This is a genomic window from Phaeobacter sp. B1627, from assembly GCF_006265095.1.
Lineage (GTDB): Bacteria > Pseudomonadota > Alphaproteobacteria > Rhodobacterales > Rhodobacteraceae > Epibacterium.
Genome location: NZ_VCNK01000025.1, coordinates 97,375 through 115,189 on the forward strand (window position 1 = coordinate 97,375; position 17,815 = coordinate 115,189).

A 17,815-nucleotide genomic window follows, 5' to 3' on the forward strand; every position below is an offset into this window, starting at 1 on the left:
GCATCCACGCGAGATGCCCCGATCCCGCAGGCACCTCATGGGCAAAAAGCACGCGCAATAGCGCCAAAGCGCCGGACCTCCGGTATTGCAAAGCGGTTTTGTGAAGCTCCCTCTGGACCGCAGAGGTCTCGCCGCCTAACGTGCCGCCAATGCTGCACTATCTCACCAGACGTCTGCTCTCTCTCCTGCTGAGCCTCGCCATCGCTTCGATGGTGATTTTTGCCGTGATCGAAGTCGCCCCGGGTGATCCCGCCTCTTTCATGCTCGGCACCGGCGCACAGGAAGACACGGTGGCCGCCCTGCGCCACGAGCTGGGGTTGGATCAGGGCAAAGTCAGCCGCTATCTGACCTGGGTCAGTGGCATGCTGACCGGCGATTTCGGAACCTCCTATACATATAGAACCCCGGTGGCAAAAATGGTGGGCGAACGGCTCTGGGTCTCGTTGCCGCTGGCGATATATGCGCTGATCCTGTCGACGCTGATTGCCCTCCCTGCAGGGGTCTATGCCGCATCGCGCCGGGGCAAGGCCGGCGATATGGCGGTGATGGGGGCCACGCAGTTCGGGATGGCGGTGCCCAATTTCTGGTTTGCAATGCTGCTGGTGCTCGTGTTCGCGATCAACCTGCGCTGGTTTTCCGCCGGAGGGTTTGTCGGCTGGGACAAGGGGATCTGGGCGGGGTTGCATGCGCTGACCCTGCCCGCCATCGCGCTGGCCCTGCCGCAGGCGGCCATTCTGGCCCGCGTCATGCGCTCCTCCCTGCTTGAGGTCCTGGGCGAGGATTTCATGCGCTCCGCCCGCGCCAAGGGCCTGACCCAAGGGCAGGCCATCCGCCGACACGGGGTACGCAACGCATTGATCCCCGTGCTGACGATCATCGGGTTGCAGTTTTCCTTTCTGCTCGCGGGGGCCATCATAATCGAACAGGTATTCTACCTGCCGGGCCTTGGACGGCTGGTGTTTCAGGCCATCTCCGCCCGGGATCTGATCGTGGTCGAAAGCGTCGTCATGCTTCTGGTCTTTGCGGTGATCCTGGTGAATTTCATCGTCGATCTCACCTATGCGGTGGTCGACCCGCGCTTGCGGAGGGCAGCGTGAACCGTAGTCTGATCCTAGGCGGCGCCCTCAGCGCCATCATGCTGTTTCTGGCGATATCTTCCTTCGTCTGGACGCCGTATGACCATACGCTCATGGACATCCCGAACAAACTGCAGCCTCCGAATGCCGTCCATTGGCTGGGCACCGATCATTTCGGCCGGGATATCCTGTCCATGATCATGGTCGGCGCGCGCACCTCGCTTGCGGTGGCGCTGCTGGCCGTCGGCATCGGCATGGGGCTGGGTGTCCCGCTCGGTCTGGCCGCCGCCGCCACCCGGGGCTCCTGGCTGGATGAGCTCATCATGCGCGGCAACGATCTGGTCTTTGCCTTCCCCTCGCTGGTGATCGCGATCCTCATCACCGCCGTCTTCGGGCCGGGCGCCGCCAATGCCATCGTGGCCATCGGCATCTTCAACATCCCGGTCTTTGCCCGGGTGGCGCGGGGCGGCAGCCTCAGTCTCTGGGCGCGGGAGTTCATCCTTGCCGCCCGCGTTGCCGGCAAGACACGGGCGCGGATTTCGGCGGAACACATCCTGCCCAACATTGCCAACCTGTTGATTGTCCAGGGCACCATCCAGTTCTCGCTGGGTATTCTGGCCGAAGCAGGCCTGTCCTACGTCGGTCTCGGCGCGCAGCCGCCAACGCCAAGCTGGGGCCGCATGCTGGCAGAGGCGCAGACAATGGTCAGCCTGGCACCACACCTGGCCATCGTTCCGGGTCTGGCCATCATCGTGACTGTCGTCGGGCTCAACCTCCTCGGCGACGGGCTGCGCGACCGGTTCGACCCCCGTCTGCTGGAGGGCCGCTCATGAGCCTTCTGGATATCTCCGGCCTGTCGCTGTCGATCGGAGCCTTGCCGATCCTGCGGGACGTGACCCTGTCGATCGCCGCCGGTGAAATCCTGGCCGTGACCGGCGAGAGCGGCTCCGGCAAGTCGATGACCGCCCTTGCGGTGATGCGCCTGCTGCCGCAGGCGGCGGTGAGCAAGGGTGCCATCTACCTTGACGGCACCGACATCTGCACCCTCAGTGAACAGGACATGTGCCACCGGCGCGGGCGCGACATCGGCATGGTGTTTCAGGAACCGATGACCGCGCTGAACCCGGTCATGACCATCGGCGCGCAGGTGGCAGAGACAATCCTCATCCACGAAACCCTGTCCCGTGCCGAGGCCGACGCCGAAGCCGCCCGCGTTCTGACCCGCGTCGGCCTGCCCCCGGACCGCTTCCCGCCGGAGCGCTATCCGCATGAACTCTCGGGCGGCCAACGTCAGCGGGTGGTGATTGCAATGGCCATTGCCCTGCGTCCGAAACTGCTGATTGCCGATGAACCGACCACCGCGCTGGATGTAACGACCCAGGCGCAGATCCTCGATCTGCTGAAGGACCTCGTCCGCGAATATGGCATGGGGTTGATGATCATCACCCATGACCTCGCGGTTGTTGCAGGGCTTGCGGATCGCCTCGTGGTGATGCGTCAGGGCGAAGTGGTGGAGCGCGGCCCGACCCGGAATGTACTGACCCATCAGCGGCACCCCTATACGCGCATGCTGTTTGAGGCCTCGGCCCATGTGGTCGACCTGCCTGCCGCGCCCGCATCACCCGCACCGCTGCTGGAGATCCGGGGCGCGGTGCGTGACTACCCCACCGCCCGCAAGGGAATCTTTGGCCGCCCCGGGACATTCCGCGCGGTGAAAAACCTGAGTTTTACCCTGCACCGGGGGGAACGCCTCGGTCTCGTGGGTGAATCAGGCTGCGGAAAATCGACCCTGACACGGGCCATTCTCGGGCTGGAACTGCTGCAGAGCGGGGAAATCCTGCTGAACGGTCAGCCCCTCAGCCCCCGGCGCACACCAGCTGAACGGCGCGCTATGCAGGTGGTGTTTCAGGATCCCTTCGGCAGTTTCAATCCCCGTCACCGGGTCAGGCGGCTGATCACCGAACCCTTTCACCTCGCAGACCAGCTGACGGACGGGGGCCCGCGCGGCCGACAGCGGGAAGATGTGGTTTCACAGGTGCTTGAGGATGTCGGCCTCAAGGCGTCGGATGCAGACAAATACATTCATCAGTTCTCGGGCGGGCAGCGGCAGCGCATTGCCATTGCCCGGGCCCTGATCACCCGGCCCGAGCTGATCATTTTCGACGAGGCCGTCTCGGCGCTGGATGTTTCGGTCCGCGCCCGTATCCTGGATCTGATCGCGGATCTGTGCCGCGCCTATGGTCTGACCTATTTGTTCATCAGTCACGATCTGAACGTGGTGCGCAGCATATGCGACAGGGTCATGGTGATGCAGAACGGCGAAATCGTCGAAGCGGGCCCCGCCGAACAGGTGTTCAGCACCCCGCAACACGCCTATACGCGGACACTGCTGGCGGCCGCACCGCAACTGCCAAGCTACGCCCCCACCGAAGCGAGCCCTGATCTGGCGACCGAGACCCCGGTATGAGCGTCTCGCTCTCGCTGATCCTCCCGCGCGAGCGGGGGCGTCTCTCCAGCCTGCTGGCCCCCTATTTTGCCGACGTCTCCCCCAATGCGGATATTGACCCGCTGCAGCGGGCCGAACAGATGCTGAACCGCAAGGACGTCACTGCTTTCTGGATCCACGCGGGGGACCTCCGCACCGGCTTTGCCATTGTGCTGAACCTGCCGGACGACCGGCGGGAGTTGTCTGAATTCATGATCCTGCCCAATTACCGCCGACGCGGGCTGGGAACCGCGGCAGCAGCCCTGATTCTGAACGAGTTTCCCGGCTTTTGGCGCATGGGTATCTCGCGCCACTCCCGGATGGCCGCAGCCTTCTGGGGGACATGTCTCAGCCTGCTGCCCAACGTGAGCGGCCTGCGCGAAGGCGCCCCGTTCACCGACCAGCAAATCAAAAGCTTCACGTTTGAGATCGAAGGACCGCACCATGGCTGACTCCGCCCCCCTCTGGTTTGACCCCAGTCTGTGTTTCATTGGTGGCGTATGGCAACCCGCGACCCGGGGCCGGACGCTGCCGCTTGTGAACCCCTCGGACGGCGCGGAAATCTGCCGGATCGCCCGCGGCGAGGCCGAAGACATTGACGCCGCCGTTGCAGCCGCACAGGCCGCCCAAGACGGGGAATGGGGGAAGATGAGCGCCACCGAACGGGGACGCATCCTGTCCCGGCTCGGGCAGATCGTGTCTGACAATGTGGCCGCGCTCACCGCGCTGGAGGTCATGGATGTCGGCAAACCGCTCTCGCAGGCCCGCGCGGATGCGGTCGCACTGGCGCGCTATTGCGAATTCTACGGCGGCGCTGCGGACAAGGTAATGGGGGAGACCATCCCCTATATGAACGGCTACACGGTCTATACCCTGCGCGAACCCTTCGGCGTCACGGGCCATATCGTGCCGTGGAACTACCCGATGCAGATCATCGGACGCTCCGTGGGCGCGGCCCTCGCGATGGGCAATTCCTGCGTTTTGAAACCCGCCGAAGAAGCCTGCCTCACGGCACTGGCTTTTGCCCATCTCGCCGAACAGGCGGGCCTGCCGCCCGGCGCGCTGAACGTGGTGCCCGGCATCGGAGCAGAGGCCGGGGCCGCTCTTTCGGGACATCCCGGCGTCCAGCATATCTCCTTCACCGGCTCTGTGGCGACCGGTGCCGCGGTCCAGGCCGCCGCCGCAGGAAATGTGGTGCCGGTCACGCTGGAACTGGGCGGAAAATCCCCCCAGCTCGTGTTTGCCGATGCTGATCTGGATGCCGCGCTGCCTTTTTTGGTGAATGCGGGGATCCAGAACGGAGGCCAGACCTGTTCGGCGGCCTCCCGCATTCTGGTGCAGCGCCCCGTCTACGCCGAGGTCAAAGCCCGCATGGCCGATGCCTATAGCGAACTCACCGTCGGCCCGGCCGCCGAGGACCTGCGGCTGGGTCCCCTGATTTCGGCCCGTCAGCGCGATATTGTCGAACAGTTTCTGGCCCAGGGCGACGATCTGGTCATCGCCGGTCAAGGCCGGATCGTGGAGCATGCCCCCCCGGCAGGTGCCTATGTGCGCCCGACCCTGTTTGCCGATGTCCCCGCAGATCATGTTCTGGCGCAGCAGGAGATTTTCGGCCCGGTCCAGGTCCTGATCCCCTTCGACACCGAAGAGGACGCGGTCAGAATCGCCAATTCCACCGACTTTGGCCTCGTGGCCGCCCTCTGGACCCGGGACGGAGCCCGCCAGTTCCGTCTGGCCAAGCGCCTGAAAGCGGGACAGGTTTTCCTCAACACATATGGGGCGGGCGGCGGCGTCGAGCTGCCGTTTGGCGGTGTTGGAAAATCAGGCCACGGACGGGAGAAGGGCTTTGACGCCCTCTATGGATTTTCCCAGCTCAAGACGGTGGCCGCTCAACACGGCTGATCCGGTCTCCCGCCGGATCCCCACCGGAAGGACGCCCAAGGAAGGCTTTGAGCCACCGGTGTGGTCCTACCTGAGCGGCGCGGCTCGGCGGAGGGGGCGGACCTCTCAGGCCAGGACCTGGCCGCGTGACCGTCAGACGATCACCTCCATACTGTCCTGCGCGCCGACACCGAACACCCGTTTGTAGCGTGCGATTTCTTCTGCGGGACCCATCGCCTTTTCCGGGTTATCCGACAGTTTCACCGTCGGCTGCCCATTCGCGGACACGGCCTTGCACACCAAGGAGAAGGGCGCCAGCCCGTCCTCCGGCACCAGCCCGCGGAAATCATTGGTCAGCAAGGTCCCCCAGCCGAAGGATGCCTTCACCCGCCCCGCGAATTGGCGGTGCAGCTCCGCAATCTTGTCGACATCCAGCCCATCAGAGAAAATCACCCGTTTTTCGCGCGGATCTTCGCCGCGATCCTGCCACCAGCGGATCGCGATCTCTGCGGCCGAGGCCGGGTCGCCACTGTCGATCCTCACACCGGTCCAGCCCGCCAGCCAATCCGGCGCCCGATCCAGAAATCCCTGGGTGCCGTAGGTGTCCGGCAGAATGATGCGCAGATTGCCTTCGTGTTCCTCGTGCCAGTCCGACAACACATCATAGGGCGCCTGCGCCAATGCAGCGTCATCCCGGGCCAGGGCAGAATAGACCATCGGCAGCTCATGCGCGTTGGTTCCGATCGCCTCCAGCTCTCGCCGCATCGCGATCAGACAGTTCGAGGTGCCGGTGAACGAGCCGCCCAAGCCCTCGCGCATGGCCTGCGCGCACCAGTCCTGCCAGAGGAAACTATGTCGTCTCCGGGTGCCGAAGTCCGCAATCGAGAGGCCTTCAACGCCCCGCAAACGCTCGATCTTTTCCCAGACCCGCGTCATGGCACGGGCGTAGAGAACCTGCAGCTCAAACCGCCCCATATCATTGAGAACTGCCCGCGACCGCAGCTCCATCAGCACCGCCAGCGCCGGCACCTCCCACAGCATGACCTCGGGCCAGGACCCTTCGAATGTCAGCTCGTACTGATCGCCCTTGCGTTCCAGATGGTAGGGCGGCAGACGCAGCCCTTCGAACCATTCCATGAAATCCGGGCGGAACATCTGGCGCTTGCCGTAAAACGTGTTGCCGCGCAGCCAGGTGCTCTCGCCCCGGCTGAGGGACAGGGACCGGATGTGATCGAGCTGTTCGCGCAGTTCGCCCTCGTCAATCAGCCGCGCCAGCGGCACGTCTGACGAGCGGTTGATCAGCGAAAAAACCACATGGGTGTCGGGCTTGTTCCGAAACACCGACTGGCACATCAACAGCTTGTAGAAATCCGTATCGATCAGGGACCGGATGATGGGGTCGATCTTCCACTTGTGATTGTAGACGCGGGTTGCAATGTCCAAAGGTCGGCCCCTTCCGGTTGTTCACGGATTGATAGGACAGGGGGCCCCTGTCGGCAAGCTGTTCAACTGCTTTCGCTTTCCCGCACGGATTCGGAAAACCGGATCAGGAGCGTCAGCAGCTCTTGCCGGGACAGCGGCTTGCTGAGAAACGCGTCCATTCCCGCATCCAGACAGGCCTGACGGCTGGTATCATCGACATTGGCGGTCAGCGCCGCAATATAGGGTTGCGGAATATCGAGCCGCCGGATTGCCTGGGTGGCCTCCAGCCCGTTAACTTCGGGCATCGACATATCCATCAGGATCACCTGCGGCCTGTAGCGATGCGCCAGGGCCTCCGCCTCGGCCCCGTCGGTCGCGAAATACAACTGAAGCGGCGTGTCGGCCAGGAATTTGCTGATCAGCAACCGGTTGACCCGGTTGTCCTCGGCCACCAGCAACTTGAGCCCGGCCAGCCCGGTCAACTCCACCGGCTCCGGATGGTCCTGCGGGATATGAGACCGCTGATCGGCCTTGCACACCGGCTCCAGATCGATGCACAGCGTAAAACAGGACCCTTCCCCCAATCGCGACGCCACGCTGATATCCCCGCCCATGGCCCGCGCCAGCCCGCGCGAAATCGACAAGCCCAGACCGGTGCCGCCATAGCGGCGCGAAATCGCCGTATCCGCCTGTGAAAACCGCTCGAAGATATGGTCCAGCTTGTCCTCCGCAATGCCGATCCCACTGTCTCTGACTGCAACGGACAAAGACAGCGTGCCGACCCCGGTGGTCGCAGAGACCCGGATTTCGACACCTCCATTGCTGGTGAATTTCAACGCGTTTCCGACCAGGTTGATCAGGATCTGCCGCAAGCGCCTGTCATCGCCGATGACCCATTCCGGCACATCCTCTTCGATCACCATCTCCAGCATCAGGCCTTTGTCCGCGGCCTGCCGGCTCATCAGCAGGGTGGTATCGCGGATACAGGCGTGCAGATCAAATTCGACCTTATGGAGCGACACACCCGCCGCTGTCATCCGCGACAGGTCCAGCACGTCGTTGATCAAGGCCAGCAACGCGCGGGACGAACTGAGGATGGTATCGGTATAAAGTCGCTGATCCTCGCTGAGATCGGTGGCGAGCAGCATCTGGGCCATCCCGATGACCCCGTTCATCGGGGTGCGGAACTCATGACTCATTGTGGCCAGGAATTCCTCCTTGGTCCGGGCGCCCTCCTCGGCAGCCAACCGCGCCTCCTGCAGTTGTTTTTCGTGGCTTTTGGCCGCGGTCACATCGCGTTCCACTGATATGTAAATCTCAACCCGCCCGGCTTCGTCAAAGACGGGCACCTGGTTGGTTTCGATCCAGATATCCTTGCCGTCCTTGCGCCGGTTGATCAGCTCGGTTCGGAATGCCTTGCCGGCCGCGCGTCCCTCTTCAATCTCACGCAGAGCGGCGGGATCGGTCTTGCTGCTGTTCAGAATCTCCCCCGCATTTCCGCCAACGAGTTCATCGAAGGAAAACCCGGTCATGCGGGTGAAACCGTCGTTGACCCAATGAATACGGCCCTCCCCGTCAATCAGCATGACCCCATCGTTCGCGTGTTCGGCAATCATCGCCAGGCGGCGGGCCTCCTGCTTTTGGTCAAACAGCCGCATGTAGGCATCTTCGAGTGCCTGCCGTTGCAGCGCCTGTGACCTCAGGGCACGGCGCACGTTTCGGTGTCGCCTTTGCGCCAGGATCAGGAACCAGATCTGCGCCATGAAGTAGCCCAGCAGCCCCGCAAGGAGCAGTTCCACATCCACCGTCCGGGCCCGTCCCGAAAAAATGGTGAGCGCCATGAGACCGACCGGCAGCGCAGAGAACACAGCCAGGCGCATGATCCCGGCAAGCGCATTGTAGCGATAGTCCAGAGACGCCGCGAGAGCCGGTCCGAGAATCGCACAAATGGCAAAGAACAGCTCTGCGATGAGACTCTGGCCGCCCTGAAATGCGTCGGCGCCAAAAACAGGGATAACCGCAAATGCACAAATGCACAAAGAGGTCAGCGTGGCGTATATCGCGGAAATAACGCGCGCCCGGGCAAGGGATATCCCCGCGTCCATTCGTTTCGGCAGATCAAGCAGGAACCAGGTTTCGGCCCCGTCGATACTGACGTAGGCCAGAAACACCGCTGTAGGCCACACGGGTCCCAAAATGACTGCCAGCAGCAGCGCGGCGCAGAAGGAAATCCCGATACGGGTCTGAAACAGCTTTCCCCGGTTGGCGGCATAGCGCAGCATCAACCCCCTGGGGCTGAACTGCGCATCATGCAAAGCCAAAGGACCTTCAGCAGTCCGGTTTGATTGCTCCATTGCCCGCCAACCCGATTACATCCGGCCCTTCATGCCGAAACTTGTTACATTCACTACGGGTTCGAGATTAACAAATTGCCTCGAGTAATTACGCAAATATTACGCCGCGTTGACGCATATTCTCAATTTGCGTGGCTAAAGAGCCGTCAAGATCAATGAAACGGCAGGATTTTTGCGCAACTTTTACTGAGAAGCCCAAACGTCTTGCATCAATTGCCGAAAATGCGACACAAAAATCCAAGGCCAGACCAACCAATGTCAAATCCGAAATGCCACGGCTGCGCAAATAGCCTTCCAATCCGGTGGGCGTAATCTGATCATTTTCAAAAAATGCTGAATAGCTGTCGATCTCCGGGCGAAAGCCCTTTCTGATAATCAAATCACCATCGCTGCGCAAATCCCGGTGGAATTCCGCGCCTGTTGTGCCCTGCACGCAATGATCCGGCCACAGAACCTGTTGGCCATAGCTCATTTCCGTGGTGTCAAACGGACCGTGGCCGGGATGCGCGCTGGCAAAGGAGGAATGCCCCGCGGGGTGCCAGTCCTGCGTCAGAATCACCGCATCGAAATCGCCCATCATGGCATTGATCGGTGCCACCACCGCATCTCCATCCGGAACGGCCAGGGCGCCGCCTGGGCAAAAATCGTTCTGGACATCAATTACAATCAGAGCGTTGGTCATGGGGTGTTCCTTTGCAGCGGTGGTGTCCACACAGGACCCCGCAGCATCGGAACACGCAACCCCATTTGTCGCCGGCCCGTGCGCCTCACCTCTAAACTGTCGCGTCCCGGGCACCATATCCTATATTTCCATCACATGTTTTTCGGCGCCGTTCCGCATGTCTTCGCGACTTGCAAACGCGCCCGCTTCGTTTTACTGGCCCATATTATGTACACCATTGCCGCGCTCTATCAGTTCACTCGTTTCGACGATCCCGCCGCCTTGCAACCGGGGCTATTGGCCCTGTGCGAGCAACATGACGTTCAGGGGTCCCTCCTGCTGGCCCAAGAAGGCATTAACGGCACGATAGCCGGGCCGCGCGCAGGAATTGACGCGGTCATTGCGCATATCAGAACGTTGCCCGGTTGCGCCGGGCTGGACTGGAAAGAAGCCACAAGCGACCATGCGCCCTTTGGCAAGATGAAAGTCCGGCTCAAGAAAGAGATCGTCACGATGGGCCAGCCCGACGTCGATCCCCGCGCCACCGTCGGCAATTACGTGGAACCCGAGGACTGGAACGATCTGATCCGGTCTGACGATGTGGTGGTGATCGACACACGCAACGATTATGAGGTGGCGATAGGCACCTTCGAAGGGGCGGTTGATCCAAAGACCGCCAGCTTTCGGGATTTTCCGCAGTGGTGGGAGCAGAACAAGGACCGGTTCCACAACAAGCGGGTGGCGATGTTCTGCACCGGCGGCATTCGGTGTGAAAAATCCACGAATTTCCTGCTCGGTCAGGGCGTCGAGGATGTCTACCATCTGAAAGGCGGCATTCTGCGCTATCTTGAGGAAATGCCCGCGGAACAGAGCACCTGGCAGGGCGAATGTTTCGTTTTTGACAACCGGGTTTCGGTGGGACACGGATTGCGGGAAGGGCCACATTTTCTGTGCCACGGCTGCCGCCGCCCGATTCTGCCCTCGGATCAGGCGCGTCCCGAATACGAAGCTGGCGTCTCTTGCCATCACTGCATTGACGAAACCTCTGAATATGACAAAGAGCGGTTTCGCGAGCGACAAAAGCAAATTCGTCTGGCCCGGGAGCGAGGCGAGCTGACCTGATGGTCAGTGAGGCCGCTCACCATCCCCGATGCAGACCGCTCCGCGCTTGCCGATCAACTCCGCATGGCAGGGCGCGAGGCGGACGCTGCGCCGGGGCGGGGCGGGAACTCACGATCCGAAATCCGGGACAATCTCTAGATAACATCAGGAAATACAGCGAAATTATTTGGCGCCCCTGCGGGTGAAGATAGCCAATTCGGACCCCCGCATCAGATCCGGAAAAGCGGCTGCAACAAGCGCGGAACCAGCGTCCTGAACCGCAGCGGAGCGTCGGTCGCCGCCAAACAGATGCAGGGTGCCCCCACATCCGCGACAGGTGTATGCTCCAGGTGTTCGTCCGCGACCTCCATGTCACCAACCCCGAAGCGTCCCGTTTCATCGCTAAAGCTGCCCTGCAGGACCAGCGTCAGTTCCAGCCCATTGTGGCTGTGGTCCGGCACGGCCTGTCCGGGCGGGATAAACAGCAGACGCACCGATCCCTCACCCGTCGCTGACAGGATGCTCTGACGCACGCCCCCGCCAACCGTTCTCCAACGTGGTGGTTTGCCTTTCAGAACTTCCATCACCGGACCCGGAAACACGCCTGAGCGCTGAAACACCGGTTCAGGCGCGACAGGGGCATCAAGCTGTTCCAGAACGCGGGCTTTCACGCCGTTGGACAGGTGCGCGCGCTCAGCCGTGTCCAACACTGCCCCTCCGGCCGCCTGATGCGCGTCAAACGTCGCGCGGCAGTCGAGACACAGAGAGATATGGCTGGCCACAACCAGCGCATAGGGCTGCGGCAGGCTCCCCGCCGCATAGGCGGCAAGCAGGGCGTCGGGTATATGGTGGGTGATCGCTGTCATCTTACCGCGCATCCTTCAACTCATGGCGCAAACGTTCCAGGCCCAGCCTGATCCGCGACTTGATCGTGCCAAGCGGCAGACCGGTCTGGGTGCTGATCTCCTGGTGGGTCAGCTCGCCCAGATAGGCCTTTTCGATGATCTCGCGTTGATCAGGCTTCAGCCGCGCAAGCGCGTCTTTCAATTGACCGGCCTCTTGTTCGACAGCCAGGATCTGGCTTGCGTCAGGCTCGTCTGCAGGGGGCGCACCAAGGGCTTCGGGCAGGGGACGGTTTTCTTTGCGGATCACATCGATCTGCCGGTTGCGGGCGATCTGGTAGATCCAGGCCGAGACATTCGCCCGCTGTGGATCAAACATGGAAGCCTTGCGCCAGACGGTCAGCATGACGTCCTGAACAATCTCTTCCGCCTGCCCCGACCCGGTACCGGATCGCATGATGAACCCCTTCAGCCGTGGCGCGAAATAATCAAACAGCCTTGAAAACGCCGCCCGGTCGCGGGCGTCACGAACGGCCAGCATCTGCAATGTCTGCGGCGAAATCTGGCGGGACGGTTTCGTCACCTTCGGGCGGTCCTTTCGCTGCGCCGCAATCTGGCGCCGCTCTGCTTGGTCAATGTCGGGGCTTGCTGCTATCATACTCGCACTACGGGCGCCGCGAGAGGTTGGATCATTTTTGATCCGAATGATTTTTCCGCACGTAGTGACCTCAAACCATCTACAGGAATCTGAATGTCACTTGACGCTCTCGCTCTTCGCCCGCAACGCATCGCTATCATCGGCGGCGGGATTTCCGGGCTGTCCGCCGCCTATCTGCTGGCGCCGTATCACGCCGTGACCCTGTTCGAGGCCGCGCCAAAACTGGGGGGGCACGCGCGTACCGTGATGGCTGGCCGAGCAGGCAACCAGCCGGTCGATACGGGGTTCATCGTTTTCAACTATGCCAACTACCCGCATCTGACACGGATGTTTCAGGATCTCGATGTGCCGGTTGTCAAAAGCGATATGAGCTTTGGGGCTTCGGTCAACAACGGGCAGATCGAATACGGCCTGCGCGATCTGCGGGCCCTGACCGCGCAGCGGCGCAACCTGCTGAGACCCGAATTCGCGCGCATGGTCCGCGATATTCTGCGGTTCAATGCCAAGGCCGAAGCGCTGGCCAAAGACGACAGCGCCACGATTGGCGAACTGATGGATGACCTGCGGCTGGGCGACTGGTTTCAGCGCTACTACCTGATGCCGCTGTGCGGGGCGATCTGGTCGACGCCGCCTGCCGAAATCCGCGCCTTCCCCGCCCGCGCCCTGATCCAGTTCTTTCGCAATCACGCCTTGCTCAGCACCTCGGGGCAACATCAATGGTGGACCGTCGATGGCGGCAGTACCGAGTATGTGCAGCGACTGGAACAGCACCTGCGCGGGCGCGGCGTTGCGATCCGCACCGCCACCCCTGTTCAAAGCGTCACCCGTGACGGCCGACAAAGCCATGTGCGCAGTACGGCAGGGCCGCAGGCTCCGTTCGATCAGGTCATTTTCGCCTGCCACGCCGACCAGGCGCTGCGCCTGATATCCCACCCGACACCCCAGGAACGCGCAGCCCTGTCCGCGATCCGGTTCCAGGACAACCAGATGATCCTCCACAGCGACACCGGCCAGATGCCGCTTCGCCGCGCGGTCTGGTCCAGCTGGGTCTACAAGGCCGACACAACGCGGCCCGAGCCTGCGATTGGCGTCACATATTGGATGAACCGGTTGCAGAACATTCCCGAAGATGACCCGCTGTTCGTTTCTCTCAATCCGTCCGAGCCGGTGCCGGATCACCTGATCTATGACCAGAAGACCTTTCGCCATCCGGTATTCGATGCGCCTGCACTGGCGGCACAAAAACAATTGGCCAGGATACAAGGTCAGAATAACACCTGGTTTGCCGGAGCCTATACACGGCACGGCTTCCACGAGGACGGTTTTGCCAGCGCGGCGCGCATCGCGCGGCTGATGGATCGGCAATTCGCATGAGCCACCCTCCGGAACATATCGCCGGGGTCACCACACACACGCGGCGCGGCGCAATCCGGCACCGGTTTCGCTATGGTGTCGACTATGTGCTGATCGATCCCGAAGCGGACGCCAAAGCACCAGGGCTGTTTTCGCGCAACCGGTTCAATCTGACCTCGGTTCATGACCGTGATCACGGTGGCCCGATAAAGTCGGGAGGGGGAGCGAGTTGGGCTCTCGAAGTGCTCGCGGCGGATGGTCTGAGGGACCCCCGGGTGCAGCTCATGCTCCTGACCCAGCCCCGGTTCCTCGGATATGGCTTCAACCCGGTCAGCTTCTGGCTGGCGATGCAGGACGGCGCATTGGTCGCGGCCATTGCCGAGGTCTCGACCCCTTTCGGGGACCGCCACTCATATCTGTGCCGCCTGCCGGGGTTTGCTCCGATCACCAAAGACTGCCGGATCACCACCCCGAAGTCCCTGCATGTCTCGCCGTTTCAGGAGGTCGCCGGCAGTTATGAGTTCGGCTTTGATATCCGCCCGGATCGAATTGCCATCCACATCCTGCATCGCAACGGAACCGAGGGCGTGGTGGCGACCCTGTCCGGCACCCGTTCGCCCCTGACGAACACCCGCCTGATCAACGCCAGCCTGCGCCGACCCTTCGGGGCCCTGCGCACCATCATCCTGATCCATTGGCAAGCGCTGCGCCTGAAACTGAAAGGCGCCAGATACCGCACACGCCCCATCCCCCCGTCGAAGGAGGTCACCTGATGCTGTTCCTGACACACCGCGTGAAACGCGATTTTCTCGACACTTGCGCCCAAATCCAATGCGGCAGCCTGCGCCTGCACACGCCCGAGGGCGAGATATACAGCTTTGGCCATGGCAACCCGGCTGCCGAAATGCAGATCCACGACTGGTCCGTGGTTACGGCAATCGCGTCCCGCGGCGATATCGGCCTTGGTGAGACATATGTCGCGGGCCTGTGGGACACCCCGTCGATCGAGGATCTGACGTCTGTTGCCCTGAAGAACCTCGATCAATTCAGCGGCTATGCCTATGCGGGTTTCTGGAACAGCGTGAAATTCCGCGTCGTGAACCGTCTGATGCGCGCCAATTCCCAGCGCGGTGCCGCCCGCAATATCCGTGCGCATTACGACGTGGGCAACGAGTTCTATCAGCTCTGGCTGGACGACAGCATGACCTATTCCGCCGCTATGTTCGCCCCCGGCGATGACGATCTCGGCCGCGCACAGACCCGCAAATATGACCGGGTTCTGGACCGGTTGGGGGCGGCGGACAGTCTGCTGGAAATCGGGTGCGGCTGGGGGGGCTTTGCCGAGCGGGCCGCCGATGCCGGTCGCCATGTCACCGGGTTGACCATCTCGCCCAGCCAGAAGGGATACGCGGACGCCAGGCTCGATGGCCGCGCCGAAATCCGCCTGCAGGATTATCGCCAGGTCACCGGCCAATTCGACAGTATTGTGTCGATCGAGATGATCGAGGCCGTTGGTCAGGATTACTGGCCCGCCTATTTCGCAACGCTCAAGGCGCGGCTGGCGCAGAACGGACGGGCCGTGATTCAGGCGATCACCGTGCCCGACAGCTATTTCGATATCTACCGGCGCAGTTCGGATTATATCCGCCACTATACGTTTCCCGGTGGCATGTTGTTGTCCGACAAAGTGATCGCCGATCAGGCCCGGCGGGCCGGCCTCAAGGTCACGGATACTCACGCCTTTGGCGGCGATTATGCCCGCACATGTGCGCTCTGGAACGAGCGGCTGACGCAGAAATCGGACCGCATCCGGCGGCTGGGATATGACGAGTCTTTCCTGCGCAACTGGCAGTTCTACCTCGGGATCTGTGCCGGGTCCTTTGCTGTCGGACAAACCGATGTGGTTCAGGTGGAGCTGGCCCATGCCTGAGGCGGAGACCATCTGGATCATCGGTGCCAGTGACGGCATCGGCGCTGCTCTGGCACGTGCATACGCGCGGCGCGGTGCCCGGTTGATCCTGTCGGCCCGGTCCGGTGAGGCTCTGCAGGATCTCGCAACCACGCTCGGGACCGGTCACATTGCGCTGCCGCTCGACGTGGCCGATCGCGCAACCATTGAGGCCGCAGCGGCCAGGATCGCTCAGATCGGCCCGTTGGACCGGGTGGTGCATCTGGCCGCGCTCTATGATCCGGGCAAAATCTCCGACCTGGCCCCGGACACTGCGACGCAGATCATAGCCGTGAACCTGACCGGCAGCTTTCACATCGCGCAAATCGCGCCCCCATTGTTGCGCAAGGGCGGCCAGCTGGCGCTCTGCGGCTCTGTTGCGGGCTATTTCGGATTGCCGCAGGGCCAGATTTATTCGGCAACCAAGGCAGCTGTGATCAATCTCGTGCAATCGTTGCGCGCCGAGATGGGCGGGCGTTGCGACGTGCGGCTGATCAACCCCGGCTTCGTTGACACCCGCCTGACCCGGCGCAACGACTTTCACATGCCCGCGATGGTCACGCCGCAAGAGGCCGCGCAGGCGATCATCGACGGGCTCAACGGCAAGCGTTTTGAGGTGCATTTCCCACGCCGTCTGACCTGGCCCCTCAAGCTGTTGCGGATCCTGCCCTATTGGGCCTCCCTGCCAATAACCCGGAGATTGACACAATGACATCCTCCCGAAACATGGCCATAGTGGTGTTGATTGCCACCCTCACCTTCGCGGTCTCCCCCATTTTAACCTCCGGATTCAACGGGTTCACGCCTGAACAGTTTCCTGTCGTGCAACTGAATCCGCCTGTTCAACCCGCAGGGTTTGCGTTTGCGATCTGGGGGCTGATCTATCTGTGGTTGATACTCAGCGCGGCCTATGGTGTCTGGCGCGCGGCGGATGCGCCCGGTTGGCGGGCAATGCGGCCACCATTGGCGATCAGCCTGATCATCGGGACGTTCTGGATCGCAGCCGCGAATGCAGCCCCCGTGCTTGCCACAGTCATGATCGTTGCAATGGCCGCCGCAGCAATCCTGTCGATGCTGCGGGCCGGTCATGATCGCCCCTGGCTGCAAGCACGCCCGGTCGCAGTCTTCGCAGGCTGGCTGACCGCAGCATCTGGCGTGGCAATCGGTGTCGTTCTGGGAGGCTATGCCATTTTGTCGGCTCAGACCGCGGCAATCATCTGCTTGCTTGGCGTCCTGTGCATAGCAGTCGCCGTACAGTCCGCACGACCGCGTGAATGGGGCTATTGCGCAGCAGTTTCCTGGGCTTTGTTCGGAGTCATCGTCGCAAATCTGTCGGGTCCGAACCTGCCGGTGATCGCGCTGGCCACCCTGGGAATGGCCACATTGACGCTGCGGGTCTTGCAATCGAACATGAAGGACGCAGACCGTTGAAAATCCTGACCCTCTATACCGTGACCGCTGCGATTTTCTTCATCGCAGATGCGATTGGCTTGCGCTTTCTGATCAAGCCGGTGTTTGAGCGCCATGTGGCGCATCTGTTTGCCGACCCGTTCCGCGCTGGTCCGGCGGCGATCTTTTATCTTGGCTATATTGCCGGCCTGCTTTGGTTTGTGTCGGTTCCGGCATTGCGAACAGCCGAACCCGCGTCTGCGCTGCTTGGCGGCGCGCTCCTTGGGCTCATGGCCTATGGGACGTATGAATTCACCAACTACGCCACACTGCGCGATTGGTCGCTCGAACAGGTCATTGCAGACACGCTTTGGGGCGGAGTACTGACCGGCTTTTCCGCCTGGGCCGGAGTTCTGCTCACCCGCGTAATCTGGACCAATGCGTGAAGCAACGCCGGATTTGGGGTTGTTGCCAGGAGGCCAGAAGATGAGAACTGAAAGTGAGAACCACGCTGATGAATTGGCACAGCTTGAAACGCGCGAGAAACACCGGAAAGACGCGTCGATGTGGTTGGCCCGCGATGTAGCCAAAGCCCAGGACATCGCCGAGTTGGTCCAAGAGGGGCTCTGATGATGTAACCGCCCC

At 62.0% G+C, this 17,815-nt stretch carries 18 protein-coding genes; 13 read left to right on the forward strand and 5 right to left on the reverse strand.

The genetic code is table 11. From position 1 onward, the window contains the following. The first annotated feature begins 149 nt into the window (after positions 1-149). From FGE21_RS14345 to FGE21_RS14365, 5 genes are read left to right on the forward strand one after another with little or no spacing between them, the layout of a single operon-like run. Complete coding sequence (locus FGE21_RS14345) at positions 150-1,097, forward strand: ABC transporter permease (RefSeq protein WP_139663989.1); 948 nt, start codon at positions 150-152, stop codon at positions 1,095-1,097. After that, positions 1,094-1,909, forward strand: coding sequence for an ABC transporter permease (locus FGE21_RS14350; protein ID WP_139663990.1), 816 nt, complete (start codon positions 1,094-1,096; stop codon positions 1,907-1,909). Before FGE21_RS14345 ends, FGE21_RS14350 begins: the two co-directional genes overlap by 4 nt. After that, positions 1,906-3,543: an ABC transporter ATP-binding protein gene (locus tag FGE21_RS14355; protein WP_139663991.1), complete on the forward strand. Its 1,638-nt coding sequence runs from the start codon at positions 1,906-1,908 to the stop codon at positions 3,541-3,543. The genes FGE21_RS14350 and FGE21_RS14355 overlap by 4 nt, the downstream gene beginning before the upstream one ends. Further along, positions 3,540-4,013, forward strand: coding sequence for a GNAT family N-acetyltransferase (locus FGE21_RS14360; protein ID WP_139663992.1), 474 nt, complete (start codon positions 3,540-3,542; stop codon positions 4,011-4,013). Before FGE21_RS14355 ends, FGE21_RS14360 begins: the two co-directional genes overlap by 4 nt. After that, positions 4,006-5,463: an aldehyde dehydrogenase family protein gene (locus tag FGE21_RS14365; protein ID WP_139663993.1), complete on the forward strand. Its 1,458-nt coding sequence runs from the start codon at positions 4,006-4,008 to the stop codon at positions 5,461-5,463. Before FGE21_RS14360 ends, FGE21_RS14365 begins: the two co-directional genes overlap by 8 nt. A 132-nt stretch (positions 5,464-5,595) precedes the next feature. On the opposite strand, the gene pncB is transcribed toward FGE21_RS14365, so the two are convergent. The 3 genes from pncB to pncA all read right to left on the reverse strand — a co-directional run bounded on the left by pncB (position 5,596) and on the right by pncA (position 9,900). Then, positions 5,596-6,885 (reverse strand): nicotinate phosphoribosyltransferase, encoded by a 1,290-nt coding sequence (pncB, locus tag FGE21_RS14370; protein ID WP_139663994.1) that lies wholly within the window; start codon positions 6,883-6,885, stop codon positions 5,596-5,598. A gap of 62 nt (positions 6,886-6,947) precedes the next feature. After that, positions 6,948-9,146, reverse strand: a complete 2,199-nt coding sequence (locus FGE21_RS14375) for an ATP-binding protein (protein WP_255731597.1) — start codon at positions 9,144-9,146, stop codon at positions 6,948-6,950. Positions 9,147-9,306: 160 nt separating this feature from the next. Further along, entirely contained in the window at positions 9,307-9,900 is a 594-nt protein-coding gene (pncA, locus tag FGE21_RS14380) for a bifunctional nicotinamidase/pyrazinamidase (protein WP_139663996.1), read from the reverse strand. A gap of 207 nt (positions 9,901-10,107) precedes the next feature. On the opposite strand from pncA, the gene FGE21_RS14385 reads away from it, so the two are divergent. Next, positions 10,108-11,001 (forward strand): rhodanese-related sulfurtransferase, encoded by an 894-nt coding sequence (locus FGE21_RS14385; RefSeq protein ID WP_139663998.1) that lies wholly within the window; start codon positions 10,108-10,110, stop codon positions 10,999-11,001. A gap of 209 nt (positions 11,002-11,210) precedes the next feature. Here FGE21_RS14385 and FGE21_RS14390 read toward each other — a convergent pair whose 3' ends face one another. After that, a complete protein-coding gene (locus FGE21_RS14390; RefSeq protein ID WP_139663999.1) occupies positions 11,211-11,846 on the reverse strand; it encodes a ChrR family anti-sigma-E factor in 636 nt (211 codons plus the stop codon). Between the two features lies 1 nt (position 11,847). Continuing rightward, entirely contained in the window at positions 11,848-12,363 is a 516-nt protein-coding gene (locus FGE21_RS14395) for a sigma-70 family RNA polymerase sigma factor (RefSeq protein ID WP_255731598.1), read from the reverse strand. Positions 12,364-12,573: 210 nt separating this feature from the next. Here FGE21_RS14395 and FGE21_RS14400 point away from each other — a divergent pair, with 210 nt between their 5' ends. The 7 genes from FGE21_RS14400 to FGE21_RS20085 are packed head-to-tail and all read left to right on the forward strand — an operon-like array spanning position 12,574 to position 17,800. Further along, a complete protein-coding gene (locus FGE21_RS14400; protein ID WP_139664002.1) occupies positions 12,574-13,854 on the forward strand; it encodes an NAD(P)/FAD-dependent oxidoreductase in 1,281 nt (426 codons plus the stop codon). Next, entirely contained in the window at positions 13,851-14,606 is a 756-nt protein-coding gene (locus tag FGE21_RS14405; protein ID WP_139664004.1) for a DUF1365 domain-containing protein, read from the forward strand. Before FGE21_RS14400 ends, FGE21_RS14405 begins: the two co-directional genes overlap by 4 nt. Continuing rightward, entirely contained in the window at positions 14,606-15,763 is a 1,158-nt protein-coding gene (locus FGE21_RS14410; RefSeq protein ID WP_139664006.1) for a cyclopropane-fatty-acyl-phospholipid synthase family protein, read from the forward strand. Before FGE21_RS14405 ends, FGE21_RS14410 begins: the two co-directional genes overlap by 1 nt. Continuing rightward, complete coding sequence (locus FGE21_RS14415) at positions 15,756-16,493, forward strand: SDR family oxidoreductase (protein WP_139664007.1); 738 nt, start codon at positions 15,756-15,758, stop codon at positions 16,491-16,493. Before FGE21_RS14410 ends, FGE21_RS14415 begins: the two co-directional genes overlap by 8 nt. Continuing rightward, positions 16,490-17,212 carry a hypothetical protein gene (locus tag FGE21_RS14420; RefSeq protein ID WP_139664009.1) on the forward strand — a complete coding sequence of 241 codons (723 nt, stop codon included), beginning with the start codon at positions 16,490-16,492 and terminating at the stop codon, positions 17,210-17,212. Before FGE21_RS14415 ends, FGE21_RS14420 begins: the two co-directional genes overlap by 4 nt. Next, entirely contained in the window at positions 17,209-17,616 is a 408-nt protein-coding gene (locus FGE21_RS14425) for a DUF2177 family protein (protein ID WP_139664010.1), read from the forward strand. The genes FGE21_RS14420 and FGE21_RS14425 overlap by 4 nt, the downstream gene beginning before the upstream one ends. A gap of 40 nt (positions 17,617-17,656) precedes the next feature. Beyond that, on the forward strand, positions 17,657-17,800 hold the full coding sequence (locus FGE21_RS20085) for a hypothetical protein (protein WP_176695447.1): 144 nt from the start codon (positions 17,657-17,659) through the stop codon (positions 17,798-17,800). Positions 17,801-17,815: the final 15 nt, after the last annotated feature.

What these genes read in the sequence shown, in the direction of transcription:
- FGE21_RS14345 (WP_139663989.1), top strand. Translation starts at nt 150, where the DNA reads ATGCTGCACTATCTCACCAGACGTCTGCTCTCTCTCCTGCTGAGCCTC.
- FGE21_RS20085 (WP_176695447.1), top strand. Translation starts at nt 17,657, where the DNA reads ATGAGAACTGAAAGTGAGAACCACGCTGATGAATTGGCACAGCTTGAA.
- FGE21_RS14390 (WP_139663999.1), bottom strand. Translation starts at nt 11,846, where the DNA reads ATGACAGCGATCACCCACCATATACCCGACGCCCTGCTTGCCGCCTAT.
- FGE21_RS14410 (WP_139664006.1), top strand. Translation starts at nt 14,606, where the DNA reads ATGCTGTTCCTGACACACCGCGTGAAACGCGATTTTCTCGACACTTGC.
- FGE21_RS14375 (WP_255731597.1), bottom strand. Translation starts at nt 9,146, where the DNA reads ATGCTGCGCTATGCCGCCAACCGGGGAAAGCTGTTTCAGACCCGTATC.
- FGE21_RS14385 (WP_139663998.1), top strand. Translation starts at nt 10,108, where the DNA reads ATGTACACCATTGCCGCGCTCTATCAGTTCACTCGTTTCGACGATCCC.
- FGE21_RS14415 (WP_139664007.1), top strand. Translation starts at nt 15,756, where the DNA reads ATGCCTGAGGCGGAGACCATCTGGATCATCGGTGCCAGTGACGGCATC.
- FGE21_RS14420 (WP_139664009.1), top strand. Translation starts at nt 16,490, where the DNA reads ATGACATCCTCCCGAAACATGGCCATAGTGGTGTTGATTGCCACCCTC.
- pncA (WP_139663996.1), bottom strand. Translation starts at nt 9,900, where the DNA reads ATGACCAACGCTCTGATTGTAATTGATGTCCAGAACGATTTTTGCCCA.
- FGE21_RS14405 (WP_139664004.1), top strand. Translation starts at nt 13,851, where the DNA reads ATGAGCCACCCTCCGGAACATATCGCCGGGGTCACCACACACACGCGG.
- FGE21_RS14355 (WP_139663991.1), top strand. Translation starts at nt 1,906, where the DNA reads ATGAGCCTTCTGGATATCTCCGGCCTGTCGCTGTCGATCGGAGCCTTG.
- FGE21_RS14395 (WP_255731598.1), bottom strand. Translation starts at nt 12,363, where the DNA reads ATGCTGGCCGTTCGTGACGCCCGCGACCGGGCGGCGTTTTCAAGGCTG.
- FGE21_RS14400 (WP_139664002.1), top strand. Translation starts at nt 12,574, where the DNA reads ATGTCACTTGACGCTCTCGCTCTTCGCCCGCAACGCATCGCTATCATC.
- FGE21_RS14365 (WP_139663993.1), top strand. Translation starts at nt 4,006, where the DNA reads ATGGCTGACTCCGCCCCCCTCTGGTTTGACCCCAGTCTGTGTTTCATT.
- FGE21_RS14360 (WP_139663992.1), top strand. Translation starts at nt 3,540, where the DNA reads ATGAGCGTCTCGCTCTCGCTGATCCTCCCGCGCGAGCGGGGGCGTCTC.